General features: G+C 71.3%; 16 protein-coding genes. 9 read left to right on the forward strand and 7 right to left on the reverse strand.

Going from position 1 to position 17765, the window contains the following annotated elements:
* Window positions 1–90 precede the first annotated feature (90 nt).
* Window positions 91–1038, reverse strand: a complete 948-nt coding sequence (locus AC5P1C_RS14975) for a LysR family transcriptional regulator (protein ID WP_493866285.1) — start codon at window positions 1036–1038, stop codon at window positions 91–93.
* Between the two features lie 112 nt (window positions 1039–1150).
* Between AC5P1C_RS14975 and AC5P1C_RS14980 the strand changes: the two genes are divergently transcribed.
* Complete coding sequence (locus tag AC5P1C_RS14980) at window positions 1151–1981, forward strand: oxidoreductase (protein WP_493866286.1); 831 nt, start codon at window positions 1151–1153, stop codon at window positions 1979–1981.
* Between the two features lie 12 nt (window positions 1982–1993).
* Here the strand turns inward: AC5P1C_RS14980 and AC5P1C_RS14985 are convergent, their stop codons facing one another.
* Window positions 1994–3202, reverse strand: a complete 1209-nt coding sequence (locus AC5P1C_RS14985) for a methyltransferase (RefSeq protein WP_493866351.1) — start codon at window positions 3200–3202, stop codon at window positions 1994–1996.
* Window positions 3203–3405: 203 nt separating this feature from the next.
* Between AC5P1C_RS14985 and AC5P1C_RS14990 the strand changes: the two genes are divergently transcribed.
* Genes AC5P1C_RS14990 through AC5P1C_RS15000 form a run of 3 tightly spaced genes read left to right on the forward strand, consistent with a single transcriptional unit; the run spans window position 3406 to window position 8047 of the window.
* The gene (locus AC5P1C_RS14990) at window positions 3406–4875 is read left to right on the forward strand and encodes an aldehyde dehydrogenase family protein (protein WP_493866287.1); all 1470 of its coding nucleotides are present in this window, start codon (window positions 3406–3408) and stop codon (window positions 4873–4875) included.
* Window positions 4872–6461, forward strand: a complete 1590-nt coding sequence (locus AC5P1C_RS14995; RefSeq protein ID WP_493866288.1) for an APC family permease — start codon at window positions 4872–4874, stop codon at window positions 6459–6461. The genes AC5P1C_RS14990 and AC5P1C_RS14995 overlap by 4 nt, the downstream gene beginning before the upstream one ends.
* 23 nt (window positions 6462–6484) lie before the next feature.
* Window positions 6485–8047 carry a GMC family oxidoreductase gene (locus AC5P1C_RS15000; RefSeq protein WP_493866289.1) on the forward strand — a complete coding sequence of 521 codons (1563 nt, stop codon included), beginning with the start codon at window positions 6485–6487 and terminating at the stop codon, window positions 8045–8047.
* Between the two features lie 26 nt (window positions 8048–8073).
* Here the strand turns inward: AC5P1C_RS15000 and AC5P1C_RS15005 are convergent, their stop codons facing one another.
* A complete protein-coding gene (locus AC5P1C_RS15005; RefSeq protein WP_493866290.1) occupies window positions 8074–8547 on the reverse strand; it encodes an NUDIX hydrolase in 474 nt (157 codons plus the stop codon).
* 10 nt (window positions 8548–8557) lie between these two features.
* Window positions 8558–10174, reverse strand: coding sequence for an apolipoprotein N-acyltransferase (lnt, locus tag AC5P1C_RS15010; RefSeq protein ID WP_493866291.1), 1617 nt, complete (start codon window positions 10172–10174; stop codon window positions 8558–8560).
* Window positions 10175–10395: 221 nt separating this feature from the next.
* Here lnt and AC5P1C_RS15015 point away from each other — a divergent pair, with 221 nt between their 5' ends.
* Window positions 10396–11463: an O-antigen ligase family protein gene (locus AC5P1C_RS15015; protein ID WP_493866292.1), complete on the forward strand. Its 1068-nt coding sequence runs from the start codon at window positions 10396–10398 to the stop codon at window positions 11461–11463.
* Here the strand turns inward: AC5P1C_RS15015 and AC5P1C_RS15020 are convergent.
* Together AC5P1C_RS15020 and AC5P1C_RS15025 are read right to left on the reverse strand one after the other, a co-directional pair.
* The gene (locus tag AC5P1C_RS15020; RefSeq protein ID WP_493866293.1) at window positions 11420–11974 is read right to left on the reverse strand and encodes a hypothetical protein; all 555 of its coding nucleotides are present in this window, start codon (window positions 11972–11974) and stop codon (window positions 11420–11422) included. The genes AC5P1C_RS15015 and AC5P1C_RS15020 overlap by 44 nt on opposite strands.
* A gap of 91 nt (window positions 11975–12065) precedes the next feature.
* A complete protein-coding gene (locus AC5P1C_RS15025) occupies window positions 12066–12851 on the reverse strand; it encodes a glutamate racemase (protein ID WP_493866294.1) in 786 nt (261 codons plus the stop codon).
* Between the two features lie 58 nt (window positions 12852–12909).
* Here AC5P1C_RS15025 and AC5P1C_RS15030 point away from each other — a divergent pair, with 58 nt between their 5' ends.
* Window positions 12910–14085 carry a glycosyltransferase gene (locus AC5P1C_RS15030; RefSeq protein WP_493866295.1) on the forward strand — a complete coding sequence of 392 codons (1176 nt, stop codon included), beginning with the start codon at window positions 12910–12912 and terminating at the stop codon, window positions 14083–14085.
* Between the two features lie 18 nt (window positions 14086–14103).
* Here the strand turns inward: AC5P1C_RS15030 and AC5P1C_RS15035 are convergent, their stop codons facing one another.
* The gene (locus AC5P1C_RS15035; protein ID WP_493866296.1) at window positions 14104–15402 is read right to left on the reverse strand and encodes a TerD family protein; all 1299 of its coding nucleotides are present in this window, start codon (window positions 15400–15402) and stop codon (window positions 14104–14106) included.
* A 293-nt stretch (window positions 15403–15695) separates the two neighbouring features.
* Between AC5P1C_RS15035 and AC5P1C_RS15040 the strand changes: the two genes are divergently transcribed.
* From AC5P1C_RS15040 to AC5P1C_RS15050, 3 genes are all read left to right on the forward strand, one after another.
* The gene (locus AC5P1C_RS15040) at window positions 15696–16121 is read left to right on the forward strand and encodes a DUF6643 family protein (RefSeq protein WP_493866297.1); all 426 of its coding nucleotides are present in this window, start codon (window positions 15696–15698) and stop codon (window positions 16119–16121) included.
* A 46-nt stretch (window positions 16122–16167) separates the two neighbouring features.
* On the forward strand, window positions 16168–16992 hold the full coding sequence (locus AC5P1C_RS15045; RefSeq protein WP_493866298.1) for an MOSC domain-containing protein: 825 nt from the start codon (window positions 16168–16170) through the stop codon (window positions 16990–16992).
* A 151-nt stretch (window positions 16993–17143) separates the two neighbouring features.
* A complete protein-coding gene (locus AC5P1C_RS15050; protein WP_493866299.1) occupies window positions 17144–17749 on the forward strand; it encodes an Rv1733c family protein in 606 nt (201 codons plus the stop codon).
* Window positions 17750–17765: the final 16 nt, after the last annotated feature.

Here is a 17765-nt window from a genome sequence, read left to right on the forward strand (position 1 = left end):
AACGCCGAAACGGTAAGGGGGTGTTGAGGCAAGGTCAACGGTTGCGACGAGAAACGCCCGCGGGGTCCCGCCCAGCCGATCGGCCAGCTTCTACTCGGCCCTTCCGAGCGCCTCCCCGCACGCCTTGATGTACGCGCCGACCAGCGGGCGGCGGTCCTCGCCCACCCGCCAGGCCAGGGCGAACCTGCTGGGCTCGATGCCGCGGACCGGGCGCGTGACGACGCCGCCGAGCGTGATCAGGGGTGCGTTGCCCGCGGCCACCAGGCAGACACCGCGGCCGTCCACCAAGGCCTCGTACGTCTCGTCGGTACTGGCGATCTCCGCGCCGATGCGGGGCGGGCGGCCCGCGCGGGCGTCCAGGGCGAGCCAGTAGTCCCGCAGCATGCCCGCGCTCTCGGGCAGCGCGAGGAAGGGTTCGCCGACGAGGTCGGCGAAGTCGACCTCGTCCAGGGCCGCGAGGCGATGCGACTCGGGCAGGGCGACATGACGCGGCTCCTCGGCGACCACCACCCACGCGTAGCGCTCCAGGTCGGGCAGCGGCAGCCAGACGAAGGCCACGTCCGCCGTACCGTCAGCGAGGCCGGCGCTCGCGTCCTGCCAACTCACCTGTCGCAGCCTGATGGTGGCGGTCGGATGAGCCGCGCTGAAGCGGGACCGTACCGCGGGGAGGAGTCCGCCACGCGCCGGTCGCGTGCTCATGCCCACGCAGAGCGTGGCCCGCTCCTCGGTCTTCGCGCGTTCCACCGCGTCGACGGCCGACTGCCATGCAGCAAGCGCCTGTTGGGCATGCGGTAGCAGAGCGGCGCCCACGGACGTGAGCCGCACACCGCGCTGGTCCCGCACGAACAGCTCTGCGCCCAGCTGCCGTTCCAGCGCCCGTATCTGCTTGCTCAGCGCGGGCTGCGACACGAAGAGCCGCTCGGCGGCCCGCGTGAAATGCAACTCCTGTGCCACCGCGACGAAGTAGCGCAGATCCCTGCTGTGTACGTCCCTGCTGTGTACGCCCCTGCTGTGTACGCCCCTGCCGTGTTGGTCCATAACCATCAGCTATCACGTCAGGTCTTGGACGGGCCACCCGCCCCGGCGGCAGTGTGATCCCCGGTACACGGAAGAACTTGCTGAACCAGCCGACACCCCAAGGGAGTTCATGATGACGAAGGTATGGCTCGTGACGGGCGCCAACAGTGGCTTCGGCCGGGCGATCACCGAGGCGGCGCTCGCCGACGGAGGCGTGGTCGTGGCCGCCGCCCGCAACGCCTCGTCCCTGGACGACCTGGTCGCCGCCCACCCCGACCAGGTCGAGGCCCTCGCCCTGGACGTGACCGACACGGCAGGCATCAAGGCCGCCGTGCGCGACGTCATCGACCGGCACGGCCGGATCGACGTCCTGGTGAACAACGCGGGCCGCAGCCACGTCGGCGCCCTGGAGGAGGACTCCGACGGCGAGCTGCGCGCCCTGTTCGACGTGCACGTCTTCGGCCCCGCCGCGCTGACCCGCGCCGTCCTTCCGCACATGCGGGCGCGGCGCTCGGGAGCGATCGTGCAGATGAGCAGCATGGGCGGGCAGATGTCGTTCGCGGGATTCTCGGCGTACAGCGGCTCGAAGTTCGCCCTGGAGGGGATGTCGGAGGCGCTGGCCGCCGAGGTGGGTCCGCTGGGCATCAAGGTCCTCGTCGTGGAGCCCGGCGCCTTCCGCACCCACCTGTTCGGCAACACCAGCGCCAGCCGCGTGGAGATCCCGGACTACGCGCGGACGGCGGGCGCCACTCGCACGATGGTCGCGGGCGGCGACGGCGAGCAGCCCGGCGACCCGGCGAAGGCGGCCGCCGCGATCATCACGGCGCTCGACGCCGAGGACACTCCGCTGCGGCTGCCGCTGGGTGACGACGCCGTGGACGCGGTCGTCGGTCACCTCGACGCGGTCCGCGCGGAGATCGCCACATGGGAGAAGGTCGCGCGCGCGACCGCCTTCGAAGCGTGAGGCGGCGCGGGGTCAGCGGTCGCGCTTGACCGCCCGCAGGACCACGAACTTCGGTCCTCCGGCGACGACTTGGGAGTTACCGAAGAGCTTCCGCAGCTTCACGTGATAGTCGAGATGGCGGTTGCCGACGACCCACAGTTCGCCGCCGGGGCGCAGCGCGTCGCGTGCTCCGCTGAACATCCGCCAGGATGTCGCCCCGGAGGTCGCCTGGTGGCTGTGGAAGGGCGGGTTGTTCAGGACGAGGTCCACCGACCCGGCGGGTACGGCCGACAGGGCGTCGCCCGCGATGAACTCCGCCCGTGAGGGGTCGCCCCCGTTCGCGCGGAAGGTGGCCTCCGCCGAGGCGACGGCGGGATACGACTCGTCGATGAAGGTGACCGTGGCCTCGGGGTCGGCGACGGCGGCGGCCGTGCCGAGCACGCCGTTGCCGCAGCCCAGGTCCACGATGTGCGCGGCGCCCTTGCCGGTCGGCAGGTGGCGCAGGAAGAAGCGGGTGCCGATGTCCAGGCGGTCGGCGCAGAAGACGCCCGCGTGGTTGACGACGGTCAGCCCCGCGCCCACGCCGGAGTCGGCGTCCAGGACATAGCTGCGCGGCCAGGGGCTGTCGGCGGCTGGGCGCTCCGTGGCCCGCTCCGGATCGGGCGTGCTGAAGATGAGCCGCGCCTTCTGCCGGGCCAGCGACGTCCGCGTAGGACCGATGATCCGCTCGAAGAGGTCCAGCGTCGAGGTGTGGATCTCGGTGACCATTCCGGTGCCGACGACGACCGTGCCCGCGTGCAGGGCGGGCGCGAGCCGGTGCAGCTGGTCCTCCAGGAGCGCGAGGCTCTTCGGCACGCGGATCAGGAGTACGTCGATGCGGCTCGGCGGGGCGTCGACGGTCGTCGAGATCCGCACCGCGTCGGGCGCGAACCCGGCGCGTGCCACGTTGGCCCGCGTCGCCTCGGCCGCGAGGAACGAGTCGGTGATGAGCGTCGGCCCGTGCTCGGCGAGCGAGGTGGTCAGCGCGCCCCAGCGGTCGCCGACGACGGCCACCGTGCCGGACAGGTCGACGGGCCTCGCCTCCTGCGCCACCTCGCCCGCGAGGCCCTTGTCACCCGCGGGGTCCGCCTCGCCCGCGAGATGCCGCAGCAGGTAGGCGTCGGCGGCGGACCAGGCGCGCAGCGGGTCGCGCGGGTCCTCGGGAAATCGTGTGAGGTCGTACGCGCCCCATGACGTGCTCAGCAGGTTCATCGTGCCGTCAGGCTATCGGAGTGGAGCGCACTCGATCTTCGCGGAGGCCTGGTGGTCCTGCGGCGCATGCCTGATCCTGCGGGGGCGGATCGAAACTGCTGCGCCGGATAGCGGCTCCTGTAGTGCGAAAGTGGCCGGTTCTCCTTACCGTCCTTTCGTGGAGCACCCGCGCATTCCATCCCCGAGGAGCCATCATGCCGGAGCTGTTCATCGGCGGAACATGGACCACTGCCGCGGACGGGCAGGTACGGGAGATCCGCTGCCCCGCGGACAACACCCTGGTCGCGACCGTCGACGAAGCCGGGCCGAAGGATGCCGCGGCGGCGATCGCCGCCGCGCGTGAGGCCTTCGACAGCGGGCCATGGCCCGGCACTCCGGCTGCCGAGCGCGGCCGTCTGCTGCTGCGCGTGGCCGACCTCCTCGAACGCGACAAGGACGCGCTCGCCCGCGCCGAATCCCTGGACACCGGGAAGCGGCTCGTGGAGAGCGAGTACGACATGGACGACATCGCGAACTGCTTCCGCTACTTCGGCAACCTGACGGCGTCGGGCGGCACCGACCGCATCGTCGACGCCGGCAGCCCGGAGGTGGACAGCCGGGTGGTACACGAGCCGGTCGGGGTCTGCGCGCTGATCACTCCGTGGAACTATCCGCTGCTGCAGACCGCCTGGAAGGTCGCCCCTGCGCTCGGCGCGGGCAACACCTTCGTCCTCAAGCCCAGCGAGCTGACCCCGCACACCGCGATCATCCTGATGCGGCTGCTCACCGAGGCCGGCCTGCCTTCCGGTGCCGCCAACCTGATCCTCGGCGCGGGCCCCACCGCGGGCGCGCCGCTCAGCGAGGACCCGCGGGTCGACCTGGTGTCGTTCACCGGCGGGCTCGTCACCGGGCGGCGCATCATGGCCGCCGCGGCGCCCACGGTGAAGAAGGTCGCCCTGGAACTGGGCGGCAAGAACCCGAACATCGTCTTCGCCGACGCCGACTTCGAGGCCGCCGTCGACTACGCCCTGATGGCGATCTTCCTGCACTCGGGCCAGGTCTGCTCGGCGGGGGCGCGGCTGCTCGTCGAGGACTCGCTGCACGACAGGTTCGTCGACGAAGTGGTCGAGCGCGCGCGGCAGATCCGGCTCGGCGGGCCCTTCGACCTCAACGCCCGCACGGGGCCGCTGATCTCCGCCGCGCACCGCGACAAGGTCGAGGCGTACGTGGCGGCGGGCATCGCCGAGGGTGCGGTCCTGCGCTGCGGCGGCGCGCGCCCCGACGACCCGGCGCTGAAGGACGGCTACTACTACCCGCCGACCGTGCTCGACGAATGCACGCCGGGCATGTCCGTGGTCACCGACGAGTCGTTCGGCCCTGTGCTCACCGTGGAGCGGTTCCGGGACGAGGAGGAGGCGATCGCGCTCGCCAACGACACCGTCTACGGGCTCGCGGGCGCCGTCTGGTCGCAGGACACCCCCAAGGCGCAGCGCGTGGCGGCCCGGATGCGGGCCGGAACGGTGTGGATCAACGACTTCCATCCCTACGTCCCGCAGGCGGAGTGGGGTGGCATGAAGCAGTCCGGCTTCGGCCGTGAACTGGGGCCCGCGGGCCTCGCCGAGTACCAAGAGCCCAAGCACATCTGGCGCAACCTCGCACCGACCCCTCAGAGGTGGTTCGAATGAGTACGGTTTCCGGCCCAGGCCCGGACCCCGCCGTCCCCGAGAGGACGCAGGGCCAGCACGACGACGACGCGCTCGGCGAGCTGGGCTACCGCCCGGAACTCAAACGGACCCTCGGCAACTTCCACACCTTCGCGGCCGGAATCAGCTACATCTCGATCCTGACCGGCACCTTCCAGCTCTTCTACTTCGGCGTCAGCTTCGGCGGTCCCGCCTACTGGTGGTCCTGGCCGATGGTCTTCGTCGGTCAGCTGATGGTGGCCCTGTGCTTCTGCGAGCTTGCCGCCCGGTATCCGGTCGCGGGCTCCATCTACAACTGGGCCAAGAAGATGGGCGGTCCGCACGTCGGCTGGCTCGGCGGCTGGATGATGATGACGGCCACCATGGTCACGCTCTCCGCCGTGGCACTCGCCTACCAGATCACGCTGCCGCAGATCGACGGCTGGTTCCAGTTCGTGGGGGACGGCAGCGGCAAGAACGACGCGGCGGCCAACGCCGTGCTCCTCGGCACGGTCCTCATCCTGTTCTCCACCGTGGTGAACGCGTTCGGGGTCAAGCTCATGGCCCAGATCAACTCGGCGGGAGTGTTCATCGAGCTGATCGCCGCGGTCCTGCTGATCATCTTCCTGGGGGCGCACATCACCCGGGGTCCCAGCACCGCCCTCACCGAGACGAACGGCCTGGGCAGCGGCCAGTCGCTCGGGTATTTCGGCGCCTTCCTGACCGCGTCGCTGGCGTCGGCGTACGTGATGTACGGATTCGACACGGCCTCCTCGCTCGGCGAGGAGTCGCACAATCCGGGCCGCAACGCACCCCGCGCCATCCTGCGTGCCCTCATCGCCTCCTTCACCATCGGCGCGTTCATCCTGCTGTTCGCGCTGCTCGCGGTCCCGGATCTGCAGGCCGAGGAGCTCTCCACCGGCGGACTGCAGTACGTGGTCCTGGAGACGCTCGGTTCGACCATCGGCGAGATCTTCCTGTGGTGCGTGGTCGTCGCCATCACCGTCTGCGTCCTGGCCGTGCAGGCCGCCGGCATCCGGCTGATGTTCGCCATGGCACGGGACAACAACCTCCCGGCGGGCACGCATCTGGCCAAGGTCAGCCCGCGCTTCCAGACCCCCGTGGTGCCCGCCGTGCTCATCGGCATCGTCGGCGTCGTCATCCTGGTGATCAACATCAACCAGCCGCAGATCTTCTCGGTGATCACGAGCATCGCGATCATCATGATCTACGTGGCGTATCTGCTCGTCACGGTACCGATGCTGCTCAAGCGGTTGCGCGGCCAGTGGACGCCCGCCGAAGGGAAGTTCTCCCTCGGCCGGTGGGGTCTGCCGATCAACATCATCGCGGTGCTCTGGGGCGCGGCCATGGCCCTGAACCTGGCCTGGCCGCGCGCGGAGGTCTACAACGCCACCGGGCCGCAGCACTGGTACCTGCGCTGGGGAGCTTTCCTCTTCATCGGCGTCGTCGCCCTCGGCGGCTTCGCCTACTACTGGTTCGTGCAGCGGCACAAGACGGGTGTCCTCGCCGAGCACCGCTTCGAGGCCACCGACCCCACCACTCCCCCGCCGCCGTCGGCCGCCCCCTGAACCCCCTCTGATCTGGAGTCACCATGCCCGCAGAGAGTCCCAGCTCCGAGTTCGACTACGTGGTGGTCGGCGGCGGCACGGCAGGCGCCGTCGTCGCCGCGCGGCTGACCGAGGACCCGGACGTCAGTGTCTGCGTGCTGGAGGCAGGACCGTCGGACGTCGGCGACGACAACATCCTCCAACTGGACCGCTGGATGGCCCTGTTGGAGTCCGGTTACGACTGGGACTACCCGGTGGAGCCGCAGGAGAACGGCAACAGTTTCATGCGGCACGCCCGCGCCAAGGTGCTGGGCGGCTGCTCGTCGCACAACTCCTGCATCGCCTTCTGGGCCCCCGCCGAGGACCTCGACGAGTGGGGCTCGCTGGGCTGCACGGGCTGGAGCGCCGCGGACTGCTTCCCGCTCTACCAGCGTCTGGAGACCAACGACGCGCCGGGCGACCACCACGGCCGCTCGGGCCCGGTGAACATCATGAGCGTCCCGCCGAACGACCCCTGCGGCGCCGCCCTGTTGGAGGCGTGCGCGGCGGCGGGCATCCCCACCACCCCGTTCAACACCGGCAAGACGGTGACGCGTGGCGCCCACTGGTTCCAGATCAACTCCCGCCCCGACGGCACCCGTTCGTCGGCCTCGGTCTCGTATCTGCACCCGATCCTCGGCAAGCGGCCCAACCTCGAGGTACGCACGGGACTCCAGGCCAAGCGGCTGCTGTTCGACGAGGGCAAGCGCTGCACGGGCGTCGAGTACCTGGAGCCCGACACCGTGCACAGCGGCCGGGTCACGGCGAGCCGCGAGGTGATCGTGTCCTGCGGTGCCATCGACTCGCCCAAGCTCCTGATGCTGTCGGGGATCGGCCCCGCCGGGCATCTGCGGGAGTGCGGCGTGGACGTACGGGTGGACTCCCCCGGGGTCGGCGCCCACCTCCAGGACCACCCCGAGGGCGTGATCATGTGGGAGGCGAAGCAGCCGATGGTCACCTCCTCCACCCAGTGGTGGGAGATCGGCATCTTCGCGGACACCGAGGCGGGCCTCGACCGGCCCGACCTGATGTTCCACTACGGCTCGGTGCCCTTCGACATGAACACCTACCGGCGCGGCTACCCGACCACCGACAACGCCTTCTGCCTCACGCCGAACGTCACCCGCGCCCGCTCCATGGGCACGGTCCGGCTGCGCACCCGCGACTTCCGGGACAAGCCGAAGGTCGACCCGCGCTACTTCACCGACGAGCACGACGTCCGCGTGATGACGTACGGGCTCCGCCTGGCCCGTGAGATCGCCGCGCAGGCGCCGATGGCGGACTGGGCGGGCACCGAGCTCGCTCCGGGACCGGACGCCACGACCGACGACGAGCTGTTCGCCTACATCCGCCAGACCCACAACACCGTCTACCACCCGGCGGGCACCGTGCGGATGGGCGCGAGCGACGACGCGGACTCGCCGCTCGACGCCGAGCTGCGGGTCAAGGGCGTCACCGGCCTGCGCGTCGCCGACGCGTCGGTCATGCCGTTCCTGCCCGCGGTCAACCCGTGCATCACCACGATGATGATCGGCGAGAAGTGCGCGGACATGATCAAGGCGAGCTGAGTACCGGCCGAGGGCCGGCGGAGGGTTCAGGAGCGGTCGAACCAGGTGGGCTGTTCCTCCGCCATGGCCTGCTTGATCCGGAAGACCCCGAACTCGTGCAGGTCGGGCAGCTGGTCCACGGCGAACCAGCCCACTTCGAGCGACTCGTCGTCGTTGACGCGGGCCTCTCCGCCGACGGCGCGGCAGCGCAGGGTGATGTCCATGAACTGGCAGGTGTCGCCGTTCGGGTACGTCACCGGCTCCAGGGCCTCGACCAGCACCACGCGCTCGGGCACGCAGTGCACCGCGGTCTCCTCGAACACCTCGCGCACGGCGCACGCTGCGGGCTGCTCCCCCGGATCCGGGATGCCGCCGATGACCGACCACTTGCCGTTGTCGGAGCGCCGCCCGAGGAGCACTCTGCCCTCGTCGTCGAAGACGATGGCGGTGACTCCGGGGAGCCACAACAGCTGGTGGCCCGCGTCGGCCCGGATCGTGCGGATGAAGTCAGGAGTTGCCATGCCGTCGACCCTAACGGGACTGGCGGGCGCGCCTGGCCCGTACGGCGCCCGTCACCGCCCAGCCGAGACCACCGGCGGCGATCAGCACGAGGATGACCTCGGGCAGGACGCCGGACCGGGTGGCCGGGGTCTGTGAGGAGCGCAGCGGCACCTCCTCGACGAGCGAGTCGGCGGTGAACCACGTCGTCTTCTGGGAGACCCGGCCGTCCGGCATGATGATCGCGCTGACACCGCTGGTCACCGGGACGGTGACGGTGCGGCTGTGCTCGACGGCGCGGATCCGCGACATCGCCAGCTGCTGGTAGGTCATCTCGCTGCGGTCGAACGTCGCGTTGTTGCTGGGCACCGAGATCAGCTGCGCCCCGTTGGTGACGGTGTCGCGCACCGCCCAGTCGAAGGCCGCTTCGTAGCAGGTGGCCAGGCCCACCTTCGTGCCCGCCATGGTGAAGACGCCGGGCTCCGTGCCGCGGCTGAAGTCCTGGCGCACCATGCCGACGTCGCTGCTGAAGAAGCCGACGAGATCGCGCAGCGGGATGTACTCGCCGAAGGGCTGGATCTGCCGCTTGTCGTAGGTGTCCGTGGGGCCCTTCTTCGGGTCCCACAGGATCTGCTCGTTGAAGAGCTTGCCGTCCTTGGTCCCGACGACCCCGCCGACCGAGATGGGGGCGCCGATCGCCTTGACCGCGCGCTCGATCGCCTCGCGGGCGTCCGGGTTGGTGAACGGGTCGATGTCGGAGGAATTCTCCGGCCACAGGACGAAGTCCGGCTGCTTCGCCTCGCCCGCCTTCACCCGGTCCGCGAGCCGCTCGGTCTCGCGCACATGGTGGTCGAGCACGGCGCGGCGCTGGGCGTTGAACTCCAGGCCCGCCTGCGGGACGTTGCCCTGGATGGCCGCGACGGTCGCGGTGCCGTCCTCGGCGTCGTCGCTGACGAGCGGACGCGCGGCGAAGGCACCGGCGACCGGGACGAGCACGCTGAGCAGGGCCGCTGCCGCCGCACCACGGCGTACGACACGGGTGCCGCGCAAGGCGATGGCCTGACGGACGATCTCGTACAGGCCGAACCCGCACAGGACGACCGCGAACCCGAGCACCGGGGTGCCGCCCAGCGCGGCCAACGGCAGGAAGACGCCGTCCGCCTGCCCGAAGGCGATCTTCCCCCAGGGAAATCCGCTGAAGGGCACGCGCGCGCGTGCCGCCTCACCGGCGATCCAGAGGGCCGCCGCCCAGAGCGGATAGCCGGGCAGCCGGGAGACGGCAGCGATGCCGGCGCCGACGAGAGCGACGAACATCGCCTCGATGGCGGCCAGCGCCAGCCAGGGTCCCGGACCGACCTCGACGCCGGTCCACACCAGGAGCGGCAGCAAGAAGCCGAGGCCGAAGAGGTAGCCGAGCCCGAGGCCCGCCTTCCAGCTGCGGCCGTGCAGACACCAGGCGAAGACCGCGAAGGCCGGCAGCGCCAGCCACCACAGGGTGCGTGGCGGGAAACTGACGTACAGCAGCACTCCGGAGAGTGCCGCCGCGGCGGCCGGGACGAGCGCTCTCAGGAAGCGGGCCTTGCGCGACGCGGGCGCGGGCTGCGGTCCGAGCTGCTCCGACTCGTCTACGGAGGTGGTGGTGGCGGTCACTCCGGGAGTGTACGGCGCGTCACCTGGCCACGGACAGGACGGTCGAGCCCCGGCCGGCGCGGGCACGTACGCGCGATCGCCGTATCGTTCCTGCGCAAGACGTCCACATCCAACGGTCCCAGCGGCTACGGTGTGCCCGAGTCCCTGACCTGCGGCCGGATCAAGCCACAGCGTTCGGGGCCCGTCACACGGCGGGGGGCGACGGGGTGGGGACAACGGGGATGGCCGCGACGGCCGGGCCACCAGGGGCGTACGAACGGCGCAGCGCGTCCGACGCGACGGGCTGCGCCCTGCTCGGCGTGTGCGCGGCCTGGACCTTGATCAGCGCCGGGGTGCACGGCGGTCAGCCCGAGGGCGTGCTCCTCGCGGTGCTCGCGGTGGCCGCGGGGTACGCGGGCGGGCGGATCTGCGGCGCGCTGCTGCCGGTCGCCGCGCCCTGCGCCGGTGCGCTGGCCGGGATCGGCCTCGCGGCGGCGGCACCGCACCTCACTCCGGGACCCGTCAGCACGGCGCCGCTCGGCCACACCGGCGCAGCCGCCGCTCTCCTGATCCTGGCGTCGGGGGCGGCGTGCAGTGCGGCGTGGGCGGCTCGGCGGCCCTCGACCCGGCTCGCGATGCGGCTGCTCGCCGTGGGCGTCGTGGTGGCCGCCGCCGTGCTCGGCTCGATGGCCGGTCTCGTCGCGTGCATCGGGATCCTGCTCTGTTCGCTGGCGACCGCCCTGATGCGGCGCAGGGTGCTCGGCCTGGCAGGTCTCGCCCTGGCGACGGCGGTGGTGACCGGTCTGACCTGGGCGATCGCCGATGACGCACTCCCGGAGGGGCTGAGCGCGTCCCTGGAGGGACAGCTCGACGGGCACCGGGTCGAGTTGTGGCACGACGCGCTCGCGCTGGCCGGTCAGGAACCGGCGATCGGTGTGGGTCCCGGCAAGTTCGCCGACTCCAGTCCCACGGTGGCCGAGCATCTCCTCACGGACGGCAGGCCCCATTCGGCGCCGTTGCAGCAGGCGGCCGAGCAGGGTCTTGCGGGCGTGGTCCTGCTCGCTGCGGTGTTCTGCTGGCTTCTGTACGCCCTGTACCGCTCACCGCGCTCGACCCAGGTCGTCCTGTCGGCGGGCGCGGCCCTGACGGCGCTCGCCGCCGTGGCCTCGGTCGGCAACGCGCTGAGCGTCACGGCGGTGACGACGGGTGCGGGCTACCTCGCGGGTATCGCCACGGCGCGGCCGCTGGGCGACGAGCCGGGGCCGGTCAGGCCGCCGGGCTCCTCGCCAGGCCGAGCCGGTCGCGGATGATACGTACGGCCGCTTCGGCGTCGTCGACGGTGACCGTGAACTTGTGGCCGTCGCCCAGGCTGAGCACCAGGCCCTCGCCGCGTCTGACGACGACGGCGGTGCCGATGTCGGGCCGCGAGCGGTAGCCCCAGCCGCCCCACTGCCGAGGGCTGACGGCCTGCGCGAAGTCGGCGTCCACCACGTGGGCGAGCAGGATGCGGCGGCGCGGCAGGCCCATGTGCCCGCAGCGCACTTCAAGGGAGTCCTTGTCGACCTTCACGGCGACATGGACGAAGGCGAGGGTGCCGAACAGGATCAGAAGCCCGGCGGCGATGCACCCCACGACGGACATGGCCAGGGCCGCGATCCCGGACGTCCACATGTTGTCGACGGCCAGCTCGATCCCCAGTGCCAGGCAGAGAGCACCGGCCGACGCCAGCAGCCACTGCGCGCGGTTGGTCGCGCTTCCGGTCCAGACTTCCGGCGGGGCGTCGGCTGTGCTGCCCCGCTCGCCGTGGGTGTGGTCCCTCATGCGAACGAGACTACCCAGGTTCCGGAGGGAAGGCACCGCATCGCGGAGCGTTACTGCTCCGGCTGGACGGGACGCGCGGTTCTGTACGGGCTCAGCGCGCGGGGCTGACCGCCGCGAGCAGCCTGCCTTCCGCGTACGTGTGCGCCGCGACGGGCAGCTCGGCGGCGCGGCCGCTGAGGATCACCGTCAGGCCGCCTTCCGCGCCGGTGCCGGCGCCGGGCAGCTCGCCGGTCCTGCGCAGCGCCTGTGCGGCGACCGCTCCGGCGGAGCCGTGCAGGACCAGGGGCGGCAGCTCGGGCTGCTGGAGGGCGGCGCGGATGCGCTCTCCGACCAGCTCGTAATGAGTGCAGCCCAGGACGACGGCCCTTACGTCACGCGGGGTGAGGGCCGCCGCGGCGGCGACCGCCTTGTCGATGGCCGCCTCGTCCGCGTACTGCACGGCGTCCGCGAGGCCGGGGCAGGGCACCTCGGTGACGCCGACGCCGCCGGCGAACTCCTCGATGAGGCCTCGCTGGTAGGGGCTTCCGGTGGTGGCGGGAGTGGCCCAGATGGCGATGGGGCCGCCGCCGGCCGCGGCCGGCTTGATCGCCGGCACGGTGCCGATGATGGGCAGGTGGGGCTCGAACCGGGCGCGCAGTGCGGGCAGGGCGTGCACCGACGAGGTGTTGCAGGCGACGATCAGCGCCTGGGGGTCGTGCGCGGCGGCTGCCTCCGCGATGGCGAGCGAGCGCTCCGTGACGTCCTCGGCCGAGCGCGGTCCCCAGGGCAGTCCGTCGGGGTCCGAGGAGAGGACGAGATCGGCGTCCGGCCGCAGACGGCGGACCGCCGCCGCGGCGGGGAGCAGGCCGATACCGGAGTCGATGAGCGCGATCTTCACCCGGTCACCATAGTCGATCGGCCTCGCGCGTCCGGTGCCGTGGGGCAGACTGCGGCGGATGAGCGTCGTTGTGTGGACCGCCGCCGCATCGCTTGCCGCCTGGCTGTGGCTGCTGTTGGGGCAGGGCTTCTTCTGGCGCACGGACCTGCGTCTGCCGCCCCGCCGCGAACCGGACACCTGGCCCTCGGTCTGCGTCGTCGTTCCCGCGCGTGACGAGGCCGCCGTGCTGCCCGAGAGCCTGCCCTCACTCCTCGCCCAGGACTATCCGGGGCAGGCGGAGATCTTCCTTGTCGACGACGGGAGTTCGGACGGCACCGGTGCGCTGGCCCGCGCGCTGGCCGACCGGCAGGGCGGTCTGCCGCTGACCGTCGGTTCACCGGGTGAGCCGCCGCCGGGCTGGACCGGCAAGCTCTGGGCCGTACGGCACGGAATCGGCCTGGCACGCGCGCGTGAGCCCCGGTACTTCCTGCTGACCGACGCGGACATCGCCCATGAGCCGGACAGTCTGCGGGAGTTGGTCGCGGCCGCGGAAACGGCCGGATTCGACCTTGTCTCGCTGATGGCGCGGCTGCGTGTGGCGAGCAGGTGGGAGCGGCTCGTCGTCCCGGCCTTCGTGTATTTCTTCGCGCAGCTGTATCCGTTCCGCTGGATCGCCCAGAAGGGCTCGCGCACGGCCGCCGCCGCGGGCGGTTGCGTCCTGCTGAGCGCGGACGCCGCGGAACGCGCGGGGATCCCCGACTCCATCCGGCACGCGGTGATCGACGACGTGACGCTCGCCGGAGCAGTGAAGCGCTCGGGCGGCCGGATCTGGCTGGGGCTCGCGGAGCGCGTCGACAGCGTGCGCCCCTATCCCGGGCTCGGCGACCTCTGGCGGATGGTCTCGCGCAGCGCCTACGCCCAACTGCGGCACAACCCCCTGATCCTGCTCGGTACGGTCCTGGGGCTCGCCCTCATCTATCTGGCGCCCCCGGCCGCGCTGTTCGCCGGCCTGGCCACCGGCGGTGCGCTGACCGCTTTGCTCGGCGGGCTCGCGTGGCTCGTGATGACGGCGACGTACATCCCGATGCTGCGCTACTACCGGCAGACGCTCTGGCTCGCTCCCCTGCTGCCGTTCACCGCTTTCCTCTACCTGCTCATGACGGTGGACTCGGCGGTGCAGCACTACAGGGGGCGCGGAGCGGCGTGGAAGGGGCGGACGTATGCCCGCCCCGATCCCGCCGCCGATCGGCGCTGAGCCAGCCCCGGTGGGCGCTCACTTCCTGCCGGGCGTCCAGTTCATGCCCCAGCCGTACGCGTAGTCGATGGTGCGCTGCGGGCTCACGCCGCGCTCGGGCACCAGGTAGCGGGCCTCGCGCTGGACGAAGAGGTCGCCGTTGTTGTTCGTGAGCAGCGCGAGCGCGCACACCGTGGAGGGCACCGTGCACTCGTCGAGGGAGAAGTCGATGGAGGCGCCGTGCTGGGGCTGGAGGGTCACGGTGGCGTTCAGGTCGGCGAAGCTGCGCGCGCCTTCGTAGATCGTCACGAAGATGACGATGCGCTTGAAGTCCTTGATGTGGTCCAGGTTGACCGTGAGGTTCTCGCCGCTGGCCACGGCACCGGTGCGGTCGTCGCCGTCGAGCAGGAGGTACGGGGGCTGGTCGAGGGATCCGAAGGCGTTGCCGAGCGCCTGGACGACACCCTTGCGGCCGTCGGCCAGTTCGTACAGGGCGCACAGGTCGAGGTCGAGGTCCGCGTGCATCGCCACGGCCCGGCCGAGCTTGCTGGCCCAGCCCTTGAACTGCTTGCGCACCTCCCAGTTGAGGTTCACGCGCATCGCGCCGGATGTGCCGCCCTGCTTCTTCAGCGAGATGGACGGCGCGTCCTTGGTGAGCGTGACCTTGGAGAGCCGCACGGGCTGGCCGGCGGGAGCGGCGGCGGGCACCTGGGCGGGCGGGGGCGGTGCCTGCACGGGGGCCGCCGGAGCGGCGGGGGGCTGCACTGCGGCCGGAGCGGGCGCCGACGGTGTCTGCTGCGGCTCGTCCACAGAGATCCCGTAATCCGTGGCCAGGCCCTCGAGCCCGCTGCTGTAGCCCTGACCGACGGCGCGGAACTTCCACGCGCCCTGGCGTCGGTAGAGCTCCCCGAGGACGAACGCCGTCTCGACGGTCGCGTCCTCGCTGTCGTAGCGCGCGATCTCGGCGCCGTTCGCCGCGTCGACGACCCGGATGAAGAGTCCGGGGATCTGCCCGAAGGTGCCGCCGTCCGTCGAGGCGGCGAGCACCACGGTCTCGATGGCGGGCTCCACGCGCGCGAAATCCACCACGAGCGCGTCGGTCACCCGGCCGCCGTCGTTCTTCTTGCCCTCGTGGCGCACGGCGCCGGAGGAGTGGACCGGCTGGTTGTAGAAGACGAAGTCGTCGTCCGAGCGGACCTTCCCGGAAGCGGCGAGCAACAGAGCCGACGCGTCGGCGTCCGGTACTCCTGCTCCTGAAGACCATCCCAATTCCACGCGCACGGCAGGTGCCGGCACGGGAACATTCGATCCTTTAGCCATTGTCATGTCCGCCCCCATCGCAAGTCGCCACGTCCGGCCAGGCCGCCGTCCCGTTCATGACCAACCTATTACCCGGACCCCTGAGAGGCCCATGTCGACCGCCGACACCCCGCCGCACGGCCGTCCCGTCAACCGTGCGTCAACCGCAGGTAACCCGTACGGAGCTTGGCTTTTACAGGATCCATGCACGTCCACGCGACCGATTTTTCCTAAGTTCGCTCGCATTGGGGATGTCCAGTCACTACCGACACGTAAAACAACCCTCTTATCGGTCTCCCCAACCAGCACATCAAGGGCTTAACTTATGTGTCATGACCTCCCCCCGCTCCACCTATGGCGGCGGTTACTACTCCGCGCCGTCCTTCCCGGACACTCCGATCTACGACTCCCTTGTCGCCGAGCGGGGTACTCCTCAGATCGCCCCGATCCGGGTCCCCTCCGCGTACGACACGGGCAGTCACCTGCCCGCGCTCCCGGCAGCGGCTCTGCCCGCTCTGCCGGCGGCCCCGTCCCACCACAACCCCGCGTACGGCTACGCGCAGCAGCCCGCTCCGATGCAGCAGGCGCCCGCTCCGTACATCCCGCAGCAGCCATCGGCGCCGCGCGGCTACCCGGGGCCCCAGCAACAACAGCGCCCCCCGGCCGGAACGGGCTACGAGGCCATGCGCCCCGCGGCACCCCGCCCCGCCCCGGCGACGTACGAGGATCCGTACAACCGCCCCTACCGCGGCTACTGATTCGCCCGCATGCGCCCCTGTCAGCACCTGCTGGCAGGATGGCCGCATGCCGAATCCAGCGCTGCACTCGATCCACTACTACCCGCTCAAGGCGGTCGGGGGACACGCTCCGCGTGAGGCCGTCGTCGAGCCCTGGGGACTCGCGGGTGACCGACGGTGGGTGCTGGTGGACAGCGATGGACGGATCATCACGCAACGGCCGCATCCGAGGCTGGCGTTGGCCGCCGCCGAGCTCCTGCCCGGCGGCGGCATACGCATGTCCGCGCCCGGCCAGGAGCCGCTGACGGTCGCCGTGCCGCCCTCCGGCGAGACCGTCACGGTGGAGATCTGGAAGGACAAGGTCGAGGCGGTGCCCGCCGACGCGGCGGCGCACGCGTGGTTCAGCGCCTATCTGGACACCGGCGCCCGGCTCGTCCACCTCGACGACCCCGCCACCCGGCGGCCCATCGATCCCGCGTACGCCAAGGAAGGCGAGACCGTCTCCTTCGCCGACGGGTATCCGCTGCTGCTGACCACGCTCTCCTCCCTCGACGCCCTGAACTCGCTCATCGCGCAGGGCGATCACGCCGACGAGGGGCCGCTCCCCATGAACCGTTTCCGGCCGAATGTGGTCGTGGACGGCACCGCGCCCTGGGCCGAGGACGACTGGTCGCGCGTCGCGATCGGCGACGTCACCTTCCGGGTGGCCAAGAAGTGCGGCCGCTGTGTGGTGACCACCACCGACCAGCGCAGCGCGGAGCGCGGCAAGGAGCCCTTGCGGACGCTCTCCGAGCACCGCCGCTTCGGTGACCAGCTGGTCTTCGGGCAGAATCTCGTGCCGGAAACGACTGGATCGGTCCGCATCGGCGACCCGTTCACCGTTCTCGACTGAAGCTCCCCGGGGTGGGAACTCGAAGGCCGGGCACGGTCGTTGAGCGTGAATGAGAGTGGACGAGAAGGGTGATATGCCTCTCTCTTCTCGGCACCGGCGCGTGGGAGACGCCGTACGCGGTTATGACGGACGCGGAAGGGGGTGCAGGACTGTGCGAGCTCTCGTCGGACTCTGGCGCTGGCGCCACAATCCGCTGCGCCGGAAGACCGACCTCGTCGAAGCCTGGGTGGCCTGCGCGGCCGTGCTGCTCATCGTCGTCGCCGCGCCGCTGGCCGGCCTCGCGATCGGCGGTCTCTCGCAGGACGCCCTGCTCCAGTCGGTGCGGGAACAGCGCGAGGTCCGTCACGAAGTCACCGGCACCGTGGTCAAGAAGGTCTCGGGCCCCCCGGTCGACCCCGATCCCGAGACGGCGTCCGCGCGGGACAGGCACAGCCGTGTGATCGCCGAATGGACCGCCCCGGACGGCACGGCGCACTCCGGCACGGTGCTGGCCGACCTCCGGTCCCCCGACCCGGGCGACCGCTTCCGGCTCTGGACGGACGAGCGCGGCCAGGTGGTCGGCCGCCCGCTGGACGGCGCGACCGCGAGCACGCATGCGGCGATCGCCGGATTCGGTGCCGCGGTGGCGGTGGCCGGACTCGTCGAAGGGACCAGGCGACTGGTGGTCTGGCGCATCGTCCTGCGGCGCTACGACCGCTGGGACCAGGCCTGGGACAAGGCGGGGCCGGACTGGGGACGGACCGGCACCGGCTCCTGAGCCGCCGACGGCTGCT

Source organism: Streptomyces sp. A18 (genome assembly GCF_059026065.1).